Origin of the sequence: Nocardia sp. CA-136227, assembly GCF_050955695.1 — a bacterium.
Taxonomy (GTDB): Bacteria; Actinomycetota; Actinomycetes; order Mycobacteriales; family Mycobacteriaceae; genus Nocardia.
Genome location: NZ_CP192081.1, coordinates 7,284,835 through 7,303,709, shown reverse-complemented (window position 1 = coordinate 7,303,709; position 18,875 = coordinate 7,284,835). Strand labels below are relative to the sequence as shown.

18 protein-coding genes are annotated in these 18,875 nt (G+C 70.0%); 11 read left to right on the top strand and 7 right to left on the bottom strand.

All coding sequences use genetic code 11. The features are described from left to right. Positions 1-80 precede the first annotated feature (80 nt). Together ACQP06_RS33825 and ACQP06_RS33820 are read left to right on the top strand one after the other, a co-directional pair. Positions 81-719 (top strand): type 1 glutamine amidotransferase family protein, encoded by a 639-nt coding sequence (locus tag ACQP06_RS33825; protein ID WP_433669069.1) that lies wholly within the window; start codon positions 81-83, stop codon positions 717-719. Further along, positions 716-1,177: a MarR family winged helix-turn-helix transcriptional regulator gene (locus ACQP06_RS33820; RefSeq protein WP_433669067.1), complete on the top strand. Its 462-nt coding sequence runs from the start codon at positions 716-718 to the stop codon at positions 1,175-1,177. Before ACQP06_RS33825 ends, ACQP06_RS33820 begins: the two co-directional genes overlap by 4 nt. Here the strand turns inward: ACQP06_RS33820 and ACQP06_RS33815 are convergent, their stop codons facing one another. Continuing rightward, positions 1,178-1,936, bottom strand: coding sequence for an HAD-IIA family hydrolase (locus ACQP06_RS33815; protein WP_433673509.1), 759 nt, complete (start codon positions 1,934-1,936; stop codon positions 1,178-1,180). 193 nt (positions 1,937-2,129) lie between these two features. On the opposite strand from ACQP06_RS33815, the gene fgd reads away from it, so the two are divergent. The 3 genes from fgd to ACQP06_RS33800 all read left to right on the top strand — a co-directional run bounded on the left by fgd (position 2,130) and on the right by ACQP06_RS33800 (position 6,652). Next, the gene (gene fgd / locus ACQP06_RS33810) at positions 2,130-3,143 is read left to right on the top strand and encodes a glucose-6-phosphate dehydrogenase (coenzyme-F420) (RefSeq protein WP_433669066.1); all 1,014 of its coding nucleotides are present in this window, start codon (positions 2,130-2,132) and stop codon (positions 3,141-3,143) included. A gap of 233 nt (positions 3,144-3,376) precedes the next feature. Further along, positions 3,377-5,455: a phosphate acetyltransferase gene (gene pta / locus ACQP06_RS33805; protein ID WP_433669064.1), complete on the top strand. Its 2,079-nt coding sequence runs from the start codon at positions 3,377-3,379 to the stop codon at positions 5,453-5,455. Continuing rightward, on the top strand, positions 5,456-6,652 hold the full coding sequence (locus ACQP06_RS33800; protein ID WP_433669062.1) for an acetate kinase: 1,197 nt from the start codon (positions 5,456-5,458) through the stop codon (positions 6,650-6,652). A gap of 198 nt (positions 6,653-6,850) precedes the next feature. Here the strand turns inward: ACQP06_RS33800 and ACQP06_RS33795 are convergent, their stop codons facing one another. The 3 genes from ACQP06_RS33795 to ACQP06_RS33785 are packed head-to-tail and all read right to left on the bottom strand — an operon-like array spanning position 6,851 to position 11,570. Next, positions 6,851-9,253 (bottom strand): tetratricopeptide repeat protein, encoded by a 2,403-nt coding sequence (locus tag ACQP06_RS33795; protein WP_433669060.1) that lies wholly within the window; start codon positions 9,251-9,253, stop codon positions 6,851-6,853. Positions 9,254-9,255: 2 nt separating this feature from the next. Beyond that, positions 9,256-10,242 (bottom strand): transporter substrate-binding domain-containing protein, encoded by a 987-nt coding sequence (locus ACQP06_RS33790; RefSeq protein ID WP_433669058.1) that lies wholly within the window; start codon positions 10,240-10,242, stop codon positions 9,256-9,258. Continuing rightward, positions 10,239-11,570 carry a hypothetical protein gene (locus tag ACQP06_RS33785; protein WP_433669056.1) on the bottom strand — a complete coding sequence of 444 codons (1,332 nt, stop codon included), beginning with the start codon at positions 11,568-11,570 and terminating at the stop codon, positions 10,239-10,241. The genes ACQP06_RS33790 and ACQP06_RS33785 overlap by 4 nt, the downstream gene beginning before the upstream one ends. A 133-nt stretch (positions 11,571-11,703) precedes the next feature. Between ACQP06_RS33785 and ACQP06_RS33780 the strand changes: the two genes are divergently transcribed. Then, the gene (locus ACQP06_RS33780; RefSeq protein ID WP_433669054.1) at positions 11,704-12,378 is read left to right on the top strand and encodes an NUDIX domain-containing protein; all 675 of its coding nucleotides are present in this window, start codon (positions 11,704-11,706) and stop codon (positions 12,376-12,378) included. Between the two features lie 3 nt (positions 12,379-12,381). Then, complete coding sequence (locus ACQP06_RS33775; RefSeq protein WP_433669053.1) at positions 12,382-14,565, top strand: molybdopterin-containing oxidoreductase family protein; 2,184 nt, start codon at positions 12,382-12,384, stop codon at positions 14,563-14,565. A 2-nt stretch (positions 14,566-14,567) separates the two neighbouring features. On the opposite strand, the gene ACQP06_RS33770 is transcribed toward ACQP06_RS33775, so the two are convergent. Next, positions 14,568-14,795, bottom strand: coding sequence for a hypothetical protein (locus ACQP06_RS33770; protein ID WP_433669051.1), 228 nt, complete (start codon positions 14,793-14,795; stop codon positions 14,568-14,570). Here ACQP06_RS33770 and ACQP06_RS33765 point away from each other — a divergent pair. After that, positions 14,794-15,486: a hypothetical protein gene (locus ACQP06_RS33765; RefSeq protein ID WP_433669050.1), complete on the top strand. Its 693-nt coding sequence runs from the start codon at positions 14,794-14,796 to the stop codon at positions 15,484-15,486. The two genes, ACQP06_RS33770 and ACQP06_RS33765, sit on opposite strands and share 2 nt — an antisense overlap. Here ACQP06_RS33765 and ACQP06_RS33760 read toward each other — a convergent pair. Beyond that, positions 15,398-15,781, bottom strand: a complete 384-nt coding sequence (locus tag ACQP06_RS33760; RefSeq protein WP_433669048.1) for a hypothetical protein — start codon at positions 15,779-15,781, stop codon at positions 15,398-15,400. The genes ACQP06_RS33765 and ACQP06_RS33760 overlap by 89 nt on opposite strands. Positions 15,782-15,920: 139 nt before the next feature. Beyond that, complete coding sequence (gene thiE, locus ACQP06_RS33755; protein WP_433669046.1) at positions 15,921-16,622, bottom strand: thiamine phosphate synthase; 702 nt, start codon at positions 16,620-16,622, stop codon at positions 15,921-15,923. Between the two features lie 153 nt (positions 16,623-16,775). Here thiE and thiO point away from each other — a divergent pair, with 153 nt between their 5' ends. The 3 genes from thiO to ACQP06_RS33740 are packed head-to-tail and all read left to right on the top strand — an operon-like array spanning position 16,776 to position 18,809. Continuing rightward, positions 16,776-17,843: a glycine oxidase ThiO gene (gene thiO, locus ACQP06_RS33750; protein ID WP_433669044.1), complete on the top strand. Its 1,068-nt coding sequence runs from the start codon at positions 16,776-16,778 to the stop codon at positions 17,841-17,843. Continuing rightward, positions 17,840-18,052 carry a sulfur carrier protein ThiS gene (thiS, locus tag ACQP06_RS33745; protein ID WP_357284752.1) on the top strand — a complete coding sequence of 71 codons (213 nt, stop codon included), beginning with the start codon at positions 17,840-17,842 and terminating at the stop codon, positions 18,050-18,052. Before thiO ends, thiS begins: the two co-directional genes overlap by 4 nt. Next, positions 18,045-18,809: a thiazole synthase gene (locus ACQP06_RS33740; protein WP_433669042.1), complete on the top strand. Its 765-nt coding sequence runs from the start codon at positions 18,045-18,047 to the stop codon at positions 18,807-18,809. Before thiS ends, ACQP06_RS33740 begins: the two co-directional genes overlap by 8 nt. Positions 18,810-18,875 lie beyond the last annotated feature (66 nt).

The following is an 18,875-nucleotide window of genomic DNA, read 5'->3' as shown; positions in this document are numbered from 1 at the left end:
CCCATGGGGTTCCGGCCCTTCGTCGTTCATGAACCCGAATGATCTTGACAGCATGCTGTCAAAAATGACAGCATGCTGTCATGATGAAAACAGTGCACATGGCCGTCTACGACACCTTCTCGGACTGGGAGGTCGGCCACGCGACCGCACACATCAATCGCGCACTCTGGCACCGTGACCCGGGAACATGGCAGGTCAAGACGGTCGCCGTCAGCGCCGAACCGATCACCTCGATGGGTGGCATGCGCGTCCTGCCGGACGTCGTCCTCGACGATCTGAAGCCGGGCGACAGTGCCATGCTGATCCTGCCGGGCCTGGAGACCGAGCTTCATCCCGAGGCCCCCGCCGCTTTCGCCCGCAAGGCCCGCGAGTTCGTGACGGCCGGGATCCCGGTGGCGGCGATCTGCGGTGGCACCTTCGCGCTGGCGCAGGAGGGGCTGCTCGACGATCGGCCGCACACCAGCAATGCCGCCGAATACCTGGCCTACAGCGGCTACGCGGGCGGTGAGCACTTCGTCCAGACGCCCGCCGTCACCGGTGGCGACGTGATCACGGCGTCCGGCACCAGCCCGGTCGAGTTCGCGCGCGAGATCCTCGCTCGCCTGGACATTTTCGAGCCGCACGTGCTGGAGGCCTGGTACAAGCTGTACGGAAACAACGATCCCGCGGGCTTCTACACGCTCTACGAGTACGAGCAGCAGCGGGCGGCCGCGCGGTGACGCGCACCGGGCAGGAACTGTTCGCGACGGCGGCGGTCACGTCGTTCAAGCTGAACGGCCAATTCCTCGGCATCGCCGAGGAATTGGCGAGGCCGTCCGGGATCACGGTGGCGTGGTGGCAGGTACTGGGCGCGATCCTGCACCGGCCGTTGCCGGTGGCGGGCATCGCCCGCGAGATGGGCATCACCCGGCAGAGCGTGCAGCGCATCGCGGATGTGCTGGAGGGCAAGGGATTCGTCGAGTACCAGCCGAATCCGGCGCATCGGCGCGCCAAGCTGGTGGCCATCACCGAGTCCGGTCACGACGCGGTCCGCGCGATCGACCCGCAGCACGCGGCGATGGCGAAACGCCTTGTCGCGCAACTGGGCAGGGATGAGCTGGAGCGGGTCGTGGACGCGCTGACGACCCTGTCGGCCGCCCTCGACGCACTCGAGGACGACGCGACGGGCGCCGCCTGACTACAGCGCGAACGGGTCCTTGGTCTTGCCGACCAGCGAGGCGACCGATGGCAGGATGGCGGTCGGGCGGTACGGGAACTGCTCGACCATGGCGGGCGTGGAGATGCCGGTGGTGACCAGGATGGTCCGCATGCCCGCCTCCAGACCGGAGATGACGTCGGTGTCCATGCGATCCCCGATCATGACGGTGGACTGCGAGTGCGCGCCCAGCCGGCGCAGCGCTGAGCGCATCATCAGCGGGTTGGGCTTGCCTACGTAGTACGGCTTCTTACCGGTGGCCTGGGTGATCAGGGCCGCGACCGAGCCGGTGGCCGGGAGGATGCCCTCGCGCGAGGGCCCGGTGGCGTCGGGGTTGGTGGCGATGAAGCGGGCTCCCGCCGCGATCAGGCGGATGGCGGTGGTGATGGCCTCGAACGAATAGGTGCGGGTTTCGCCGAGCACCACGTAGTCGGGGTTGGAATCGGTGAGGACGTAACCGATTTCGTGCAGCGCGGTGGTGAGCCCCGATTCGCCGACCACGTAGGCGGTGCCGTCGGGCCGCTGGTCCTTCAGGAAGGTGGCGGTGGCCAGGGCGGAGGTCCAGATGGATTCGACGGGGATGTCGAGGCCGGTGTGCTGGAGCCGGGCCTGCAGGTCGCGCGCGGTGTAGATGCTGTTGTTGGTGAGCACCAGGAACGGGATCTGGTTGTCGCGCAGTTCGGCGAGGAACTCGTCGGCTCCGGGCACCAGGTGGTTCTCGTGGACCACGACGCCGTCCATATCGGTCAGGTAGGAAAGGATCGGTTCTCGGCTCGCGTTGGTCACGCGCATATTCTCCGCTATCCGCGGATCGAAAGCTCATATATTCCTGCGGTGTGACCGCTGCCGCACCGTCTTCCGGTGCTGACTAGTGTGCGAAGGAGGCCGTTCGCGCCGACCGGCGCGAGCGCAGCATGGCGACAGGAGTGCCCAGGTGAAGGACCTCAAGCTCGGTTACAAGGCGTCCGCCGAACAGTTCGGCCCGCGTGAGCTGGTGGAGCTCGCGGTGGCGGCGGAGGAGCACGGCCTCGACAGCGCCACGGTCTCCGACCATTTCCAGCCGTGGCGGCACAATGGCGGGCACGCCCCGTTCTCGCTGGCCTTCCTGGCCGCGGTGGGGGAGCGCACCAATCGGATTCAGCTCGGCACCTCGGTGCTGACCCCGACCTTCCGCTACAACCCGGCGGTGATCGCGCAGGCGTTCGCCACGCTGGGCTGCCTGTACCCGGATCGCATCATGCTGGGTGTCGGCTCGGGTGAGGCGCTCAACGAGATCGCGACCGGTTTCCAGGGCGAGTGGCCGGAGTTCAAGGAGCGGTTCGCCCGGCTGCGCGAGTCGGTGGAGCTGATGCGCGCGCTGTGGACCGGCGAGCGTGTGGACTTCGACGGCCAGTACTACAAGACCGTCGGCGCCTCCATCTACGACGTGCCCAAGGGCGGCATCCCGGTGTACATCGCGGCGGGCGGCCCGCTGGTGGCCCGGTACGCGGGGCGCGCGGGTGACGGTTTCATCTGCACCTCGGGCAAGGGCATGGACCTCTACACCGAGAAGCTGATGCCGGCCGTCGCGGAGGGCGCGGCCAAGGCGGGCCGTTCGGTCGACGACATCGACCGCATGATCGAGATCAAGATCTCCTACGACACCGATCCCGCTCTGGCGCTGGAGAACACGCGCTTCTGGGCCCCGCTGTCCCTGACCGCGGAGCAGAAGCACTCCATCACCGACCCGATGGAGATGGAGGCCGCCGCCGACGCGCTGCCGATCGAGCAGATCGCCAAGCGCTGGATCGTGGCCAGCGACCCGGATCAGGCCGTCGAGCAGATCAAGCCCTACCTCGACGCGGGCCTGAACCACCTGGTCTTCCACGCCCCGGGCCACGACCAGCGCCGCTTCCTCGACCTGTTCGAGCGCGACCTCGCTCCCCGACTCCGCGCGCTCGGTGTCTAATTGCCTTCCGCTTCGCTACAGGCGGGTTCGGGGCGCTGGAGGTCTCGATCTTCCCTCCCTCCGCTCCTCCGCTTCGCTCCTCCGCTCCACTCAGTCCAGAACGAGACGCGCCCCGAACACTGGGTGGGCGAGACGTAACTGGATGTGAGGGTGATCTCCATCGGGGACGGGCATCGAACCCGCATGCCCGTCCCTGCGGAAAAGGGCGCATAACGGTCGGTAGGCTTTCGGCCATGGCTGCCACACCGGTCTCCAGTGTGTACATCGCGTCCCCCGAGGGCGACACCGGAAAGTCGACGGTCGCGCTCGGCGTACTCCAGGCCTTGGCGGCCACTACCCCGCGGGTGGGCGTGTTCCGGCCGATCACCCGGTCCGCCACCGCCCGGGACTACATCCTCGAGCTGCTGCTCGAGTATTCGACCGCCGACGTCGACTACGACCAGGCGATCGGCGTCACCTACGAGCAGGTGCACGCGGACCCGGACGCGGCGATCAGCGAGATCGTCATGCGCTATCACGATGTCGCCAAACACTGCGACGCCGTGCTCATCCTGGGTTCGGACTACACCGATGTGGCCAGCCCCAGCGAACTGCGGTTCAACGCCCGCATCGCGGTCAATCTGGGTGCGCCGGTGCTGCTGGTGGTGCGCGGAATCGGCCGCACCCCCGACGAATTGGGCCAGCTGGTGGAGCTGTGCCGCAGCGAACTGGTGGCCGAGCACGCCAAGCTGGTGGCGGTGGTCGCCAACCGCTGCGAGCCCGACCAGCTGGAGGCCGACGCCCAGGCTCTGGCCAAGGCGTGCGCGGTGCCGTCCTGGACGCTGCCGGAGGTGCCGCTGCTGCAGGCCCCCACCATGGAGGAGCTGCGCGAGGCGATCGACGGCGAGATCTACAGCGGCGACCCGGAACTCATGCACCGTGAGGCCCTCGATGTGATGGTCGGCGGCATGACCGCCGAGCACATTCTGGAACGTCTCACCGACGGCGTCGTGGTCATCTCGCCCGGCGACCGCTCCGACGTGCTGCTCGCCCTGGTGAACGCCCATGAGGCGGAGGGTTTTCCGTCGCTGGCGGGCATCATCATGAACGGCGGCATGCTGCCCGATCCGGCGGTGGCCCGGTTGATGGCGGGCCTCAAGCCGCGGTTGCCGATCCTGTCCACCGACCTGCGCACCTTCGATGCCGCCAAGGCCACCGCGTTGACCCGCGGCCGGGTCTCGCTGTCCAGTATGCGCAAGGTGGACACCGCGCTGGCGTTGATGGAGGAGCGGGTCGATCCGCGGGAGCTGTTGCGGCAGATCGAGATTCCCATTCCGAACATCGTGACCCCGCAGATGTTCGAGTACCAGCTCATCGAACGGGCCCGCGCCGACCGCAAGCGCATCGTGCTGCCCGAGGGCGACGACGACCGCATCCTGCGCGCCGCGGGCCGGGTGCTGCAGCGCAAGATCGCCGACCTCACCATTCTCGGCGACGAGGCCGCGGTGCGCGGCCGCGCCGCCGAACTGGGCGTGGACATCGACGCCGCCGAGGTGCTCGATCCCCAGACCTGTCCGCTGCGTGACGAATTCGCCGAGGAGTACGCCCGCCTGCGCGCCCACAAGGGCATGACGGTGGAACGGGCTCGCGAATACATCGGCGACATCTCGTATTTCGGCACCATGATGGTGCACATGGGGGTCGCCGACGGCATGGTGTCGGGCGCGGCGCACACCACCGCGCACACCATCCGCCCGTCCTTCGAGATCATCAAGACCGAGCCGGGCGTGTCCACGGTGTCGAGCGTGTTCCTGATGTGCCTGGCGGACCGGGTGCTGGTGTACGGCGACTGCGCGGTGGTGCCGGACCCGACCTCGGATCAGCTGGCCGATATCGCCATCTCGTCGGCGCGGACCGCCGCCCAGTTCGGCATCGACCCGCGCGTGGCCATGCTCTCCTATTCGACGGGCGAGTCGGGCACCGGCGCGGATGTCGACAAGGTGCGCGACGCCACCAAGTTCGTGCACGATCGAGCCCCGGAGCTGCTGGTGGAGGGCCCGATCCAGTACGACGCGGCGATCGAGCCCGCGGTGGCAAAGACCAAGCTGCCGAATTCCGCGGTGGCCGGGCAGGCGACGGTCTTCATCTTCCCGGACCTCAATACCGGCAACAACACCTACAAGGCCGTGCAGCGCAGCGCGGGCGCGGTGGCGATCGGCCCGGTGTTGCAGGGTTTGAACAAGCCGGTCAATGATCTGTCGCGGGGCGCGCTGGTCGCCGACATCGTGAACACGGTCGCGATCACCGCGATTCAGGCGCAGCAGGAGGCGTAAATGAAGGTCCTGGTGATCAATTCGGGTTCCTCGTCGATCAAGTACCAGCTGCTGGAGCCCGCCACGGCCGACGTGTGCGCGCACGGCATGGTGCAGCGCATCGGCGAGGCGGTCGAGTCGGACGCGGTGACCGTCGAACACCACACGGGCGAGAAGACTTTCGAGTACCAGGGCTCGATCGCCGATCACGCGCAGGGCCTGCGGGTGGTGTTCGACCTGTTCATCGCGAGCGGCCAGGATCTGGCGCACGCCGATCTGGGCGCGGTCGGGCACCGGGTGGTGCACGGCGGCGAGGTGTTCTATGAGCCGACGCTCATCACCGACGACGTCGTGCAGGCCATCACCGACCTGTCCGCCCTGGCGCCGCTGCACAATCCGCCGAATGTGATCGGCATCGAGTCCGCGCGGGCGCTGCTGCCGCGGGTGCCGCAGGTCGCGGTGTTCGACACCGCCTTCTTCCACAATCTGCCCGCCGCCGCCAAGACCTACGCCATCGACGCGGAAACCGCCGCGGCGCACGGGGTCCGCAAGTACGGGTTCCACGGCACCTCGCACGACTACGTGTCCGGGCAGGCGGCGGAGTTCCTCGGCAGGGATCGCGCCGAGCTGAACCAGATCGTGCTGCACCTGGGCAACGGCGCGTCCGCCTCCGCCATTCGCGCGGGGCAGGCGGTGGACACCAGCATGGGCTTGACGCCATTGGAGGGCCTGGTCATGGGCACCCGGTCCGGGGATCTGGATCCGGGCATCATCTTCCACCTGATCCGTACCGCGGGCATGGATGTCGACGATGTGGACGCCCTGCTCAACCGGTATTCCGGGATCAAGGGCCTGTCCGGGGTCAATGACTTCCGCGAGCTGGGCCGTCTGATCGAAACCGGCCATCCCGCCGCGAAACTCGGGTTCGATGTCTACATCCACCGGTTGCGGCGCTACATCGGCGCGTACCTGATCGAGCTGGGCCGGGTGGACGCGATCACGTTCACCGCCGGGGTCGGCGAGAACGACGCGCGGGTGCGCGCGGAGGCGCTGGCGGGTCTGGAGCGCTATGGCATCCGGATCGACGCCGACCGGAACACCGCGAAAGACCGGACCGCACGCCGTATTTCGGCCGGCGACTCGGAGATCTCGGTGCTGGTGGTGCCGACCAACGAGGAGCTCGCCATCGCCCGCGCGGCCGCGCAGCTGGTCGGCTGAGGCTTCCTCACGAAAACATCATGATGCGGTCGGCACAGTGGTGCCCGGACCGGTTCCCGCCGGTCCACCGGAACCCGTGTCGCACCACGCACGACCGCGGTGGTGGCCGTCAATCCCTCGCCGGTCACATGGTCTCAGGCTGCCCTCGAGACCGCCGCGGGCGGCACGGGGCTCCTCCGGATTCCCCGAGACCGGCTGTCAGAACCAGGATTTGGCGCGCACCGCGTTGGCCAGGTCCACCAGCGCGTACCGGTGATTGCGTTCGGGCGCGGACCGGGCCAGCCCACGTAGCCCCGCCTCGATGCCGCGCCGCAGATCCCGCTCGGTGAACGGCGACCCGAACAGCGTGGAGCCGGCCGACTTCGGCTTGTTCCCCGCCTGCACCCAGCCCAGCGCGATGCCCATCGACAGGATCCGCAGCTGCGCCGCGCGCCCCTCACCCGGCGGCAGGTCCTGCACGCGCGCCGCCGCCACCTGGAGGGTCGACTCGTCCAGTTCCGCGGCCGGAGCGCAGCTCAGCAGCATGAGGATGGCCGTCATCCGGGCTTCCGCGTAGTGCCGGGAGGCGGGCGGCACCTGGTCGAGGGCGTGCACCGCGGCGGTGATGTTCCCGGCCGCCGCCAGCTGCCGGGCCAGGCCGAACGCGGCGCTCACCACGCCCCGGTCGGTGCGCCACACGGTGGCGTAGTAGTTCTCGGCGTAGGAGCGCCATTCCTCGGGGTCCGGCGAATCCCAGTGCTGGAGAATGAGTTCCGCGGTGGCGGCGAGCGCCAGCTTGGGCGCGATCTCGCCCGGCAGCGCCTCGAGCACCGCGTCGAAACGGGCGAAGGCGCGCTCGTACTCCAGCTCCAGCAGTTCGGTGAGCCCGAGGTACCAGTCGATGCGCCAGTCCCAGGCGGGCGGCTCGGGTTCGTCGGTGAGCCGGGCCAGCAGCATGCGCGCCGCCGCGGGCTCGTTCAGGTCCAGGTGCGCGCGGGCCTCGGCGAGGGTGACCTCCAGTTCGAGGGTCTCGGGCGCGCCGCCGGGTTCGGCGGCCCCGCGCTGGCGGGCATGCCGCAGCTCCTCGAGCGAGTGCCGGGGTTCGGGGTGGGCCGCGCCGGCCAGCAGCGGCGCGGACGGGTCGGCCGGATCGATGATGGGCACCGGCAGCGCGGCCACCACGTCACCGGGTCGCAGCAGGGTGCCGCGGCCGACGCCGTCGATGATGCCGTCGGTCTGGGCGATGAGTTCACCGGTGCCGAAGCTGGTGCGCGGCGGGCTGAACAGCGTCGACAGCTGCGGGTGCTCGTTGCCGGTCTCGGCGGCCAGGATCTCGCGCAGCACGCCGGTGAGCTGGGCGGCCAGCACTCGCGCGGACGGGAAGCGGCGGTCCGGATCGGGATCGGTGGCGCGCAGCAGCAGCCGGTAGAGGAACGGATGCTGGGCCAGTATCGGTTCGTCCTTGGGATCCGGGATGCCGTCGACGTACGCTCCGCGCTCCATCGGCAGGTGCAGGGTGAGCACGGCGAGCGCGCGGCCCACGGTGTAGATGTCGGAGGCCACGGTGGGCCCGGTGTGCGCGATCTCGGGAGCCTGGAATCCCCTGGTGCCGTACAGGTTTCCGTACGCCTCGAACTGGCTGACCGCGCCCAGGTCGATGAGCTCCACCCGGTCGGTGGTGATCATGATGTTGTCGGGCTTGAGGTCGTTGTAGGCCAGCCCCACCGAATGCAGATAGTCCAGGGCCGGAAGGATTTCCAGCAGGTAGGCGATGGCCACCGAGACCGGCATGCGGGCGGGCGCGTAGTGGTCGAGCAGGTACCGCAGCGAATGCCCGCCCACGTACTCCATCACGATGTAGCCGATCGGCGTCCCGTCCGGGCCCGGATGCTCCACGAAGTTGTGGATCTTCACGATGCTCGGGTGCACCACTTCGGCGAGGAACTGCCGTTCGGCCAGCGCGACCGCCTGGGCTTCGGCGTCACCGGCGTGCAACAGGCCCTTGAGCACCACCCAGCGGTCGCTGACATTGCGGTCGATGGCGAGGTAGATCCAGCCCAGGCCGCCGTGCGCGATACAGCCCTGGATCTCGTACTGGCCCGTCACCCGGTCGCCGGGGTAGAGGGAGGGCCGGAAATCGTAGGGGGCGCCGCAGGTTTGGCAGTCGCCCGCCGTGGTGGACGGCAGTGTCGGGGTGGCGCGGCCGACCGGTTTGCCGCAGCGCCAGCAGAAGCGGCGGCCCTCGGCGACCACGGGATCGTCGAGCACCGCCTGCTCCGGATCCACCGGCTCCACGGTCGGGATCGGCACCAGGCCCGCGCCGAGCCGCCGCACCACCGGGCGCGGGCGAGCCATGCGCGCGGTGCGCTGGGACGGCCGGGTGGGGGTGCGCGGTTCGCCCTCGGAGACCGGAACCTCTTCCGCCGGGGGAACTTCCGGTTCGTCCTCGATGCGAGGTGCGCGCTGGGTCATCTCGGTGCGCGGGGTGGCCTGGGTCGCGTCGGGCTGCCGGGTGGTGACCTCGGTGCGGGCGGGCCAGTGCGGTCCGACGCTGGTGGCATGGGTCGGGACGCCCTCGGCGTCGCCGCGGTCGGGGTGCTGCGGATCAGACGGAGTGCTCATCGTCAGTCCTGATACCTCGGGGGCGGCGGGATGGCGGCGTCGCCGAGTTCGGCGCTGAGCCAGCGGCGGTAGAGCCGGTTCCAGGTGCCGTCGGCGCGAATGCGTTCCAGCGTGCCGTTGACGAAGCGCACCAGATCATCGGAGCCCTGCGAGATTCCGATGCCGTACTGCTCGGTGCTCAGGTTGGGCCCGACGACCTCGATGGCCGGATCCTGCTGGGCCAGGCCGGCCAGCACGGTGTCGTCGGTGCTGACCGCGTCGACCTGCCGCTGCTGCAGCACCACCAGGCAGTCGGCCCAGCTGGGGACGGTGAGGATGGAGACGGCGGGCTGGGTGCGCCGCACCAGGTCCAGGGAGGTGGTGCCGTTGACCACGCACAGCCGCTTCCCGGCCAGATCGGCGAGTCCGTTGATCCCGGAATTGCGCACCGCCAGCACGCGCTGATGCGCCTGCAGATAGGAGGTGGAGAACGTGACCCGTTGCCGCCGTGCGCAATTGATGGTCATCGTCTTGACCACGACGTCGACGGAGTGTTCCTGCAACGCCTTCTCGCGGTCGGCGGAGCCGAGGATCCGGTATTCGATGGCGCCCGGATCGCCGAGCAGGTCGCGGGCCAGTTCCCGGGCGATCTCCACGTCGAACCCCGCCAGCGCCCCGGTGGTGGGGTCGCGGAAGCTGAACAGGTTGCTGCCCGGATCCAAGCCGACCAGCAGTCGGCCCCGGGCCCGGATGGCGTCGAGCGTCGGCCCGCTGCGCACGCCGGTGGGGCGCAGGCTGGCGGTGGGGTCGCCGCAGTCGGTCACCTCGGGCGGCGGGGTGGCCTGCGGCTGGGCCGCCACCGCACCGGAGGGCAGCGGCGGTTCGACGTAGCTGGGGACCCGGGTCGAGGGCGCGGGCGGGGGCGGACTGTTGTCCCCGCAGGCGGCGGTGCAGGCCACGGCCGCGGTCAGGGCCGCCACGACCAGGGAACGGACCGGTCGGCTGGTCATCGGTACTCCCGCAGTCGCGGCCAGAGCCCGACGGCGATCAGCACGGCGGCGGCGGTGCTCAGCACCAGCGCGCCGGGGCCGAGCAGATCCAGGGTGCGGGCGGCGTGGGATGTGTCGGCGCGCAACTGGTTCCGGGTGTCGGCGATGCCGTCGCCGAGCGCGCGGTCCAGGGCGTCGGTCTGGGCGGTGGCCTCGACCGCGCCCGGCCCGGTGGCCACCGCGGCCGCGCCGATGAAGTCGCCCTTCGAGAGCGCGTCGTTCATCCGCTGGTGAGCGGCCCGCCAGCGGTCCAGGGCGGCCGCCGCGGTCTTCACGTCACCACTGCCCGGCGCGTCGGATCGGTAGCCGGACAGGATGTTCCGCAGTTTCTCGATGGCCTGGTCGTAGGTGCGGTCGTAGTCCGCGCTGGTGTCGCGGCGCACCAGTTTCAGGGTTTCCGCGGTGCGGGCCTGCTGGGCGAGGATGCGGCTCTCGGTGAGCGCGGCCGTCGGCACGCTGCCCTTGTCGCGGGCGTGGGTGGTGTCGACCGCGGAGATGAAGCCCGCGATCACCGTCCAGGACAGCAGCACCACCATGGTCGCGGTGGCCAGCAGCAGTCCGAAGTTCAGCACCCGGTGCCAGCGCCGGAACAGGAACAGCTGGGCCGCGATCAGCGCCGCCACCGCCGCCAGCGGCAGCAGGATGGCGGGCCACGGCGGTCGCACGTGATTGCGCTGGGTCTCGGTGATGGCGGCGGCCCGGTGCTCCTGCAGTTCCTGCGCCATCGGCAGCACGGACTTCTGCATGAGGTTGGAGGCCTCGCTCAGATAGGCCGCGCCGACCGGCTGCCCACTGCGATTGTTGGCCCGCGCGGTCTCGACGACGCCGGTGTAGACCGGCAGCCCGGTCGCGATGCCGGTGCGCAGTTGCGCGTCGGTGTCGGCGTCGCCGCCGGTGGACTGCACCACCAGTTCGGCGGCGGCCTGGCCGACCGCCTGGTTGTAGCGGTCGCGGACCGGCTTCGGTTCCAGCCCACCGGAAATGAAGGCGGTGCCCGCGGAGGCGTCGGCCACCGACAGCGAGGTGTAGAGCCGCTGCGCCGAGTAGGCGTCGGGTTCGGACTGGTCGAGCAGGACGTCGAGCGCGTGTTGCCGATCGGTCACCGCGGTGGCGGTGACGATGCCCGCGGACAAGCACAGCGCGAGCAGCACCAGCCCGATCGCGATCAGCTTCGCGGGCGACGATTCGGCGAAGGCGCGCAGTTCAGTGGTAGCGAACCGTTCGCGCCACGCTGCCGCGGCGGCGCGCGGGGAAAGCTCGTCCAGCCTCAATTCCTCGGCTCGAGCCATCCTCACCTCCCACTGACCGAAATCGAACGACCGACTTGTTCCTGCCGGATGAGCTTATTGTGGACGTACCGCCGCCGTGACGCGGGAATCCCCGCGGTAGTTCTCGGCGCGGTCGGACGATGGGATTGCGAAGATGCGTGGTGACGGCGACGGGTGGGCGGAGAGCGCGGACGGCACCCGCCAATGGGGTCGTTTCGGGGCTGCTGGATTGTTGCTGCGTGCCCCGCTGGCCGATGGTGGTTCTGCAGTGCTGCTGCATCACCGGGCCGCCTGGACCCATCAGGGCGGCACCTGGGCGCTGCCCGGCGGCGCCCGCGACTCGCACGAGACCAGCGTCCACGCCGCGGTCCGCGAGGCCGAGGAGGAGGCGGGCATCGCGTCCGGCTCGATCCGGGTGCGCGGTTCCCGGGTGACCGCGACCGCGCCCAGCGGGTGGACCTACACCACGGTCATCGCCGACGCCGCCGACCGGCTGCGCACCCGCGGCAATCTGGAGAGCCAGGATCTGGTGTGGGTGCCCGAGGACGAGGTCGTGGACCGGCCCCTGCACCCCGGGTTCGCCGCCGCCTGGCCCACCCTGCGCGCCACCCCCACCCGGGTCAGCCTGGCCGGGATCAGCGACAGTGGCGCGGTGGCGGCCGCGTTGCCGCGCACCCTGGATCTGGCCGAATTGGGTTTCCTGTGGCTGCGTTCCACCGGCGACGAGACCGGCCGCACCGCCCGGATCGGGACCGTCGAACCCGGCCTGGAACAGACCGATTTGGCCGGAAATGTGTTGTTCCTCACTCTGGATCAGGTGTTGTCTTGAGGCGTGAGCACGCGCGAGCTTCCCACGTACTGCCGGATCTGTGAGCCGCTCTGCGGCCTGATCGCCACCGTCGAGGACGGCAGGCTGGTGCGCTTGCGCGCCGACAAGGACCATCCGCTCTCCCGCGGCAACGCGTGCCCGAAGGGCATCGCGTTCACCGAGATCCAGAACGACCCGGACCGGGTGCTGTATCCACTGCGGCGCACGGCCTCCGGCGAGTTCGAGCGGGTGTCCTGGGACACGGCGCTCGACGAGATCGGCGAGCGGCTGCGCGCGCTGATCGGCGAGCACGGAATCGACAGTCTCGGCTGGTATTTCGGCAATCCGTCCACCTTCTCCTACTCGCACACGTTGTGGATGGTGGGTTTCCAGCTGGCCGCCGGGCTGAAGCACGTGTATTCGGCGGGCTCGCAGGACATCAACAACCGCTTCGTGGCCAGCGAACTGCTCTACGGCTCGGCGACCTCGGTGCCGGTCCCCGATCTGGACCGCACCGACTTCCTGCTCATGCTGGGCGCGAATCCCCTTGTCTCGCACGGCAGCGCGATGAGCGTCCCGCGGGTCCGCGACAAGCTGACCGCGATCACCAAGCGCGGCGGCCGGGTGGTGGTGGTCGATCCGCGCAAGACCGAGACGGCGAAACTCTTCGAGCACGTCGGCATCCGGCCCGACGGGGATGCCTGGCTGCTGGCCGCGCTGCTCCAGGTGATCTTCGAGGAGGGCCTCCAGGACGAGCAGGCGCTCCGCCGTCAGGCCCGCGGCGTCCGCGAATTGCGGTCCGCCGTCGGCCGTTTCACTCCCGAGTCGACCGCCGGGATCACCGGCCTGGACCCCGACCTCGTCCGCGCCCTGGCTCGTGAGCTGGCCCGCGCCGACTCCGCCGCCGTCTACGGCCGCACCGGCACCTGCCTGGGCCGCCACGCCACCCTGGTGGCCTTCCTCGTCGACGCGCTCGCCCTGGTCACCGGCAATCTCGACGAGCCGGGCGGCAGCGTCTTCGGCAAGGAGCTGGTGGCGGTCTCCGAACTGAGCGCCCGCCTGGGTTTCGCGGGCTACGGCCGCAACCACTCCCGGGTCGGCGGATTCCCCGACGTCCTGGGCACGTTCCCCGCCGCCATCATGGCCAAGGAGATCACCACCCCGGGTCCGGGCCGCCTGCGCGCCCTGTTCACCTCCGCGGGCAATCCGGTCTCCTCGGTCCCGAACGGCCGCGAACTCGCCTCGGCCCTCCCGGAACTGGACCTGTTCGTCTCCATCGACCTCTACATCAACGACACCAACCGCATCGCCGACTACATCCTCCCGGCGACCACCTTCCTCGAACGCGACGACATCCCGCTCCCGTTCACCGCGCTCTCCCCGACCCCGTACACCCAGTACACCGAGCGCGTCGTAGAACCCTACGGTGAGGCCCGCGAGGAATGGCGGATCATCGACGCCATCGCCACCCGAATCGGCGTGCAGCCCTTCGCGGTAGGCCCCGCCCGCCCGCTCGGCCGCGCGCTGAGTTCCCTGCGCCGCCGCGTCCCCGGGTTGGCGTCGGCCCGCCCGACCCCGCCGCTCCTCGCCGATCTCGCCCTGCGGACCGGTCCCTACGGCGACCGTTTCGGTCTCCGCCGCGACGGTCTCAGCCTGCGCATGCTGCGCCGCCACCCCCATGGTGTGGTTCTCGCCGACAGTATCGCCACGGGCGTCCTGCGAAACATCGTGCGGCACAAGGGCGGCCGCGTCCGCCTGGACCCCGACGAGATCATCATCGAACTCCGCACCCTCACCGACCGCCCCGCCGACCCCACCTACCCCCTGCGGGTGATCGGCCTCCGCGAACTCAAGTCCCACAACTCCTGGATGCACAACGTCGAGCCCCTCATGCGAGGCGCCCGCGAACACGCCGCCCGCATCAACCCCAAAGACGCTGCCGTAGCGGGCATCTCCGACGGCGACCGCTGCCGCGTCACCTCCCCCCACGGCTCCATCGAGGTGACGGCCCGCCTGACCGAGGACCTGACCACCGGCACCATCGCCATCCCCCACGGCTGGGGCCACACCGGCGGCTGGCGCCGAGCCAACGCCGCCGGCGGCGCCAACGTGAACGACCTGATGTCAACCGATCTCGCCGACGTGGAACGCCTGGCCGGCATGGCCAACCTCAACGGCGTCCCGGTCCGCCTGGATCCGGTGAGCTGACCTCACAGCCCGGAGCAGCTGGAACCGGTCGAGTTCTGAGCGACCTGGACCCCGACCTGCGGGTTGGATCCGTCGCGGGTGAATTCGAGCGTTGAGGTGAGCCAGACCAGCCCGAGCTGGACGTGGTACCGGCCGCCGGTCCCGTTCCACACCGTGATCATGACGACGGGCGTGGCGTCTGCCTGTGCCGGTAGCGCGTTCGCGGCTCCGAACGCGACCGCGATCAGCATGGCGACTGCGGCGAAGAGCCTGGTGAACCTCGAGCAGTTCCTCGCTGCCCTGTCCCTGGCCGCGGCCGCCGCGACCATGGCAACCGGTCCGGCACAAGCGATCCCGGACCTGCAGCCTGCCCAGGCATCCCTGGTCTACGTCTGGATCCACAACAACACCGGCGCCGCCATCGGCATCATCAACCCCCAGGACTCCCACCACAACACCCGAGCCACCGCCCTCCCCATGGGGGCCTGGTCCAACCAGGCCATGTACGTCCTCTCCACCGGTTTCACCGTCATCTACGGCGAAACCTGCCTCGAGGTCCCCGGCAGCCTCCCCAAGACCACCAACTTCTACAGCACCCAATCCGACAACGGATTCACCCTGCGAAGCACCAATTACGATGTCGCCCCGGGTATCAAGAACAGCCTCGGCGGCGCCCTGATCATGACCCAGGAATACAGCAACCCCGAGAACAACGTCTACGTCAACCACGGCGTCTCCGGCGCCAGCTGCGCGGGCCTGTTACCCGCACCCTCCTGCTCCGCCATTCCCGTGCGGGGCAGGAGGATTCACGCGGCGGTCCCAGCGGCCGGATGGGTGAACCGACCCTGGCGGGTCAGCCGGCGCTGCCGCTGCCGATCTGTTTCGGTTCGCCGCTGCCGGTGGAGAGGAAGGTGGTGGAGAGCTGGGTGTCGCCCTGTTTGACGGTGACGCTGTGGACGCCGCTCGCGAAGATGGGGACGCTGGCCCAGTAGTGCTTGCCGTCGATGGTGACCGGGGTGGCGGGGCTGCCCGGCATGAGTTTGCCGTTGTCGTAGAAGGACACGGGGGCGGTGCTGTCGACGTCCGCAGCGAGGTTGGATTGGACGTCGCTGACCTGCTGGATCCAGATGCGGGTGACCGACGCCTGTGCGGGCGCGGCCGTGATGACGCTGCCGACCGCGGTGGCGGTCAGCAGTAGCGCGCCGAATCCATTGCGTACCACAGAACTTGCGAGCATTGGCGACCTCCGAAGGATGCGGCGATCGGGACTGATCACCATCGCAGCCGAACCTAGGTGATATCCGGATCCTTGAAATGCCGTCAGTTCCAATGGCACGACAGAAGTTCGCGCCGCCCGACGGCACTCGAGATCCTTGCTACCGGTCGTTCTCCAGGATGCGCTGCTTGATCGCGCGGGCGGCGGCTCGGGGGTCGTCGGCGGCGGTGATGGCCCGGACGACGACGATGCGGGTGGCACCGGCGGCGAGGACTTCGGGGAGGGTGTGCTCGTCGATGCCGCCGATGGCGAACCAGGGGCGGGTGGGGTGCGAGTCCGTGGTGGAGCGGACGAAGTCGAGGCCGGCGGGGGTGCGGCCGGGTTTGGTGGGGGTGGCGTAGACCGGGCCGGTGCAGAAGTAGTCGATGTGTTCGTCGATGGCGGCCAGACCGGCTTGGGCGCGGTTGTGGGTCGAGCGGCCCAGGACCACGTCGGGGCCCAGGATCTGGCGGGCGTACCAGGGCGGGAGGTCGCCCTGGCCGAGGTGCAGGACGTCGACGCCGGCGGCGAGGGCGATGTCGGCGCGGTCGTTGCAGGCGACCAGGGCGCCGTGGCGGCGGGCCACCGCCTTCAGTTCGGCGAGGGCGGCGAGTTCGGCCTTCGCCTCGAGCGGGCCGAACTGCTTCTCACCGGCGGAACCCTTGTCGCGGAGCTGGATGATGTCGACGCCGCCGGCGAGGGCCGCGTCGGCGAAGTCCGCCAGGTCGCCCCGGTCGCGGCGGGCGTCGGTGCACAGGTAGAGCCGCGCGGTGGCGAGGCGTTCCCGTGGAGAGGCGGGCCGGTTCGGGTGGGAGGGTTGCACAGGGGTGACGGTAGTCGCGCTACGGTTGTCGGGTCGAAACGACCCGAGGGAAAACGCCCGGTGTGGCGGCTCGCGACTTTTCCTCGCGGCCGATGTTTCGCATCGGATATATGCGGGTCCCCGGGAACGCGGGGACGAGTTAGGTGGATTCACATGCGGACTCTGGCCGTCGTCGGCGGCGGTGTGATCGGACTGTCGGTGGCCTGGCGGGCCGCCGGAGCGGGCTGGACCGTCACCCTCTTCGACCCGGCCTCGGGTACCGGATCCTCCTGGGTCGCGGGCGGGATGCTCGCGCCGCTGTCGGAGGGCTGGCCGGGGGAGGACGCGGCCCTCGCGTTCGGCGCCGCCTCGCTGGTCCGCTGGCCCGGGTTCGCGGGTGATCTGAAGGCCGTCACCGGGACCGATGTCTTCGTCGCCGACGCCACCCTCACCGTCGCCCTGGACGCCGCCGACGCCGCCGACCTGCGCACCATCGCCGACTGGGTGAACGCCCGCGGCCATGAGCTGAGCCTGCTGGATCGCGCGGGCGTCCGGGCGGCCGAGCCGAGCCTGGGGCGCGGCGTGCGCGCCGGACTGCTGGCCGCCGCCGAACCCGCCGTCGACAACCGGGCCCTGGTGAACGCGCTGAAATTCGCCTGCCTCGAGGCCGGGGTCGAGTTCCGCCGGGAGCGGATCGAGGACCTGGCGGCGCTGCCGCACGATCGCGTCGTGCTGTCCGCGGGCGCCGCCTCCGCGCAGCTGTGGCCGGGCCTGCCGGTGCGTCCGGTGAAGGGTGAGATCCTGCGCCTGCGCCGCCGCCCGAGCGCCCCCGTCCCGCCCAGCCGGGTGATCCGGGCCCGCGTGCACGGCCGCCCTATATATCTTGTGCCGAGGGCTGACGGGATCGTCCTGGGTGCAACACAATACGAAGTCGGGTTCGACAACGCCGTCACCGTCGCCGGTGTCCGGGACCTGATCACCGATGCCGAGGCCGTCCTGCCGGGCCTGGGCGAATACGAGTTCGCCGAGGCCGTCGCGGGTTCGCGTCCCGGCTCGCCGGACAATCTGCCGTTGATCGGATACCTCGACGACAAGGTGATCGTGGCCGCGGGCCACGGCCGCAACGGCATCCTGGACACCCCGGTCACGGCGGACGCCGTACTGGCCCTGCTCGCCGACACCGAGCTGCCCGAGGCGCGAGCCGCGGACCCGCACCGTTTCATCTCAGGAGGAGTTCGATGACCGCAATTCCGGTCGGCGTCACCGTCAATGGTGAGGACCACGTGTTCCCGGAGGAGCTCACCGTCCGCGAGCTGCTGGAGCGCCTGAACCTGCCGTGTCAGGGCGTGGCGCTGGCGATCGACGGCGCGGTCTTCCCGAAGTCCCGCTGGGACGAGCCGGTGGGCCGCGGCTGGGAGATCGAGGTGCTGACGGCGGTGCAGGGTGGCTAGCGCGGTCGAGCCGCTGGTCATCGCGGGCCGCGAGTTCGGTTCGCGCCTGATCATGGGCACCGGCGGCGCGGAGAACCTGGCCGTGCTGGAGGAGGCGCTGCTGGCCTCGGGCACCGAGCTGACCACGGTCGCCATGCGCCGGGTGGACGCCGCGGGCGGCACCGGCGTGCTGGACCTGCTCGAGCGCCTGGAGATCGCCCCGCTGCCGAACACCGCGGGCTGTCGCACCGCCGCCGAGGCCGTGCTCACCGCGCAGCTGGGCCGCGAGGCTCTCGAAACCGATTGGGTGAAGCTGGAAGTCATCGCCGACGAGCGCACCCTGCTCCCGGATGCCATCGAATTGGTGTCCGCCGCAGAGCAATTGGTGGACGACGGCTTCACGGTGCTGCCCTACACCACCGACGACCCGGTGCTGGCCAAGCGCCTCGAGGATGTCGGGTGCGCCGCGGTCATGCCGCTGGGTTCGCCGATCGGCACCGGACTGGGCATCGGCAATCCGCACAATATCGAGATGATCGTGGCCGCCGCGGGCGTCCCGGTGATTCTGGACGCGGGCATCGGCACCGCCAGCGATGCCGCCCTGGCGATGGAACTGGGCTGTTCGGCGGTCCTTTTGGCGACCGCGGTCACCCGCGCCCGTCAGCCCGCGGTGATGGCGGCGGCCATGGCTCGCGCGGTGGAGGGCGGCTGGCTGGCCCGCCAGGCGGGCCGCATCCCGAAACGCTTCTGGGCGCAGGCATCCTCGCCCGGTTTCTGATTGCCCGGTCCGCGGCCTGAACCCGGAGCCGGGTCCGGGCCGTAATCATCCCCGAGGATGAGCGAC

What these genes read in the sequence shown, in the direction of transcription:
- ACQP06_RS33790 (WP_433669058.1), bottom strand. Translation starts at nt 10,242, where the DNA reads ATGACCAGCCGACCGGTCCGTTCCCTGGTCGTGGCGGCCCTGACCGCG.
- ACQP06_RS33785 (WP_433669056.1), bottom strand. Translation starts at nt 11,570, where the DNA reads ATGGCTCGAGCCGAGGAATTGAGGCTGGACGAGCTTTCCCCGCGCGCC.
- ACQP06_RS33780 (WP_433669054.1), top strand. Translation starts at nt 11,704, where the DNA reads ATGCGTGGTGACGGCGACGGGTGGGCGGAGAGCGCGGACGGCACCCGC.
- ACQP06_RS33770 (WP_433669051.1), bottom strand. Translation starts at nt 14,795, where the DNA reads ATGCTGATCGCGGTCGCGTTCGGAGCCGCGAACGCGCTACCGGCACAG.
- ACQP06_RS33795 (WP_433669060.1), bottom strand. Translation starts at nt 9,253, where the DNA reads ATGAGCACTCCGTCTGATCCGCAGCACCCCGACCGCGGCGACGCCGAG.
- ACQP06_RS33760 (WP_433669048.1), bottom strand. Translation starts at nt 15,781, where the DNA reads ATGCTCGCAAGTTCTGTGGTACGCAATGGATTCGGCGCGCTACTGCTG.
- pta (WP_433669064.1), top strand. Translation starts at nt 3,377, where the DNA reads ATGGCTGCCACACCGGTCTCCAGTGTGTACATCGCGTCCCCCGAGGGC.
- thiO (WP_433669044.1), top strand. Translation starts at nt 16,776, where the DNA reads ATGCGGACTCTGGCCGTCGTCGGCGGCGGTGTGATCGGACTGTCGGTG.
- ACQP06_RS33815 (WP_433673509.1), bottom strand. Translation starts at nt 1,936, where the DNA reads ATGGACGGCGTCGTGGTCCACGAGAACCACCTGGTGCCCGGAGCCGAC.
- ACQP06_RS33825 (WP_433669069.1), top strand. Translation starts at nt 81, where the DNA reads ATGATGAAAACAGTGCACATGGCCGTCTACGACACCTTCTCGGACTGG.
- thiS (WP_357284752.1), top strand. Translation starts at nt 17,840, where the DNA reads ATGACCGCAATTCCGGTCGGCGTCACCGTCAATGGTGAGGACCACGTG.
- ACQP06_RS33800 (WP_433669062.1), top strand. Translation starts at nt 5,456, where the DNA reads ATGAAGGTCCTGGTGATCAATTCGGGTTCCTCGTCGATCAAGTACCAG.
- ACQP06_RS33765 (WP_433669050.1), top strand. Translation starts at nt 14,794, where the DNA reads ATGGCGACTGCGGCGAAGAGCCTGGTGAACCTCGAGCAGTTCCTCGCT.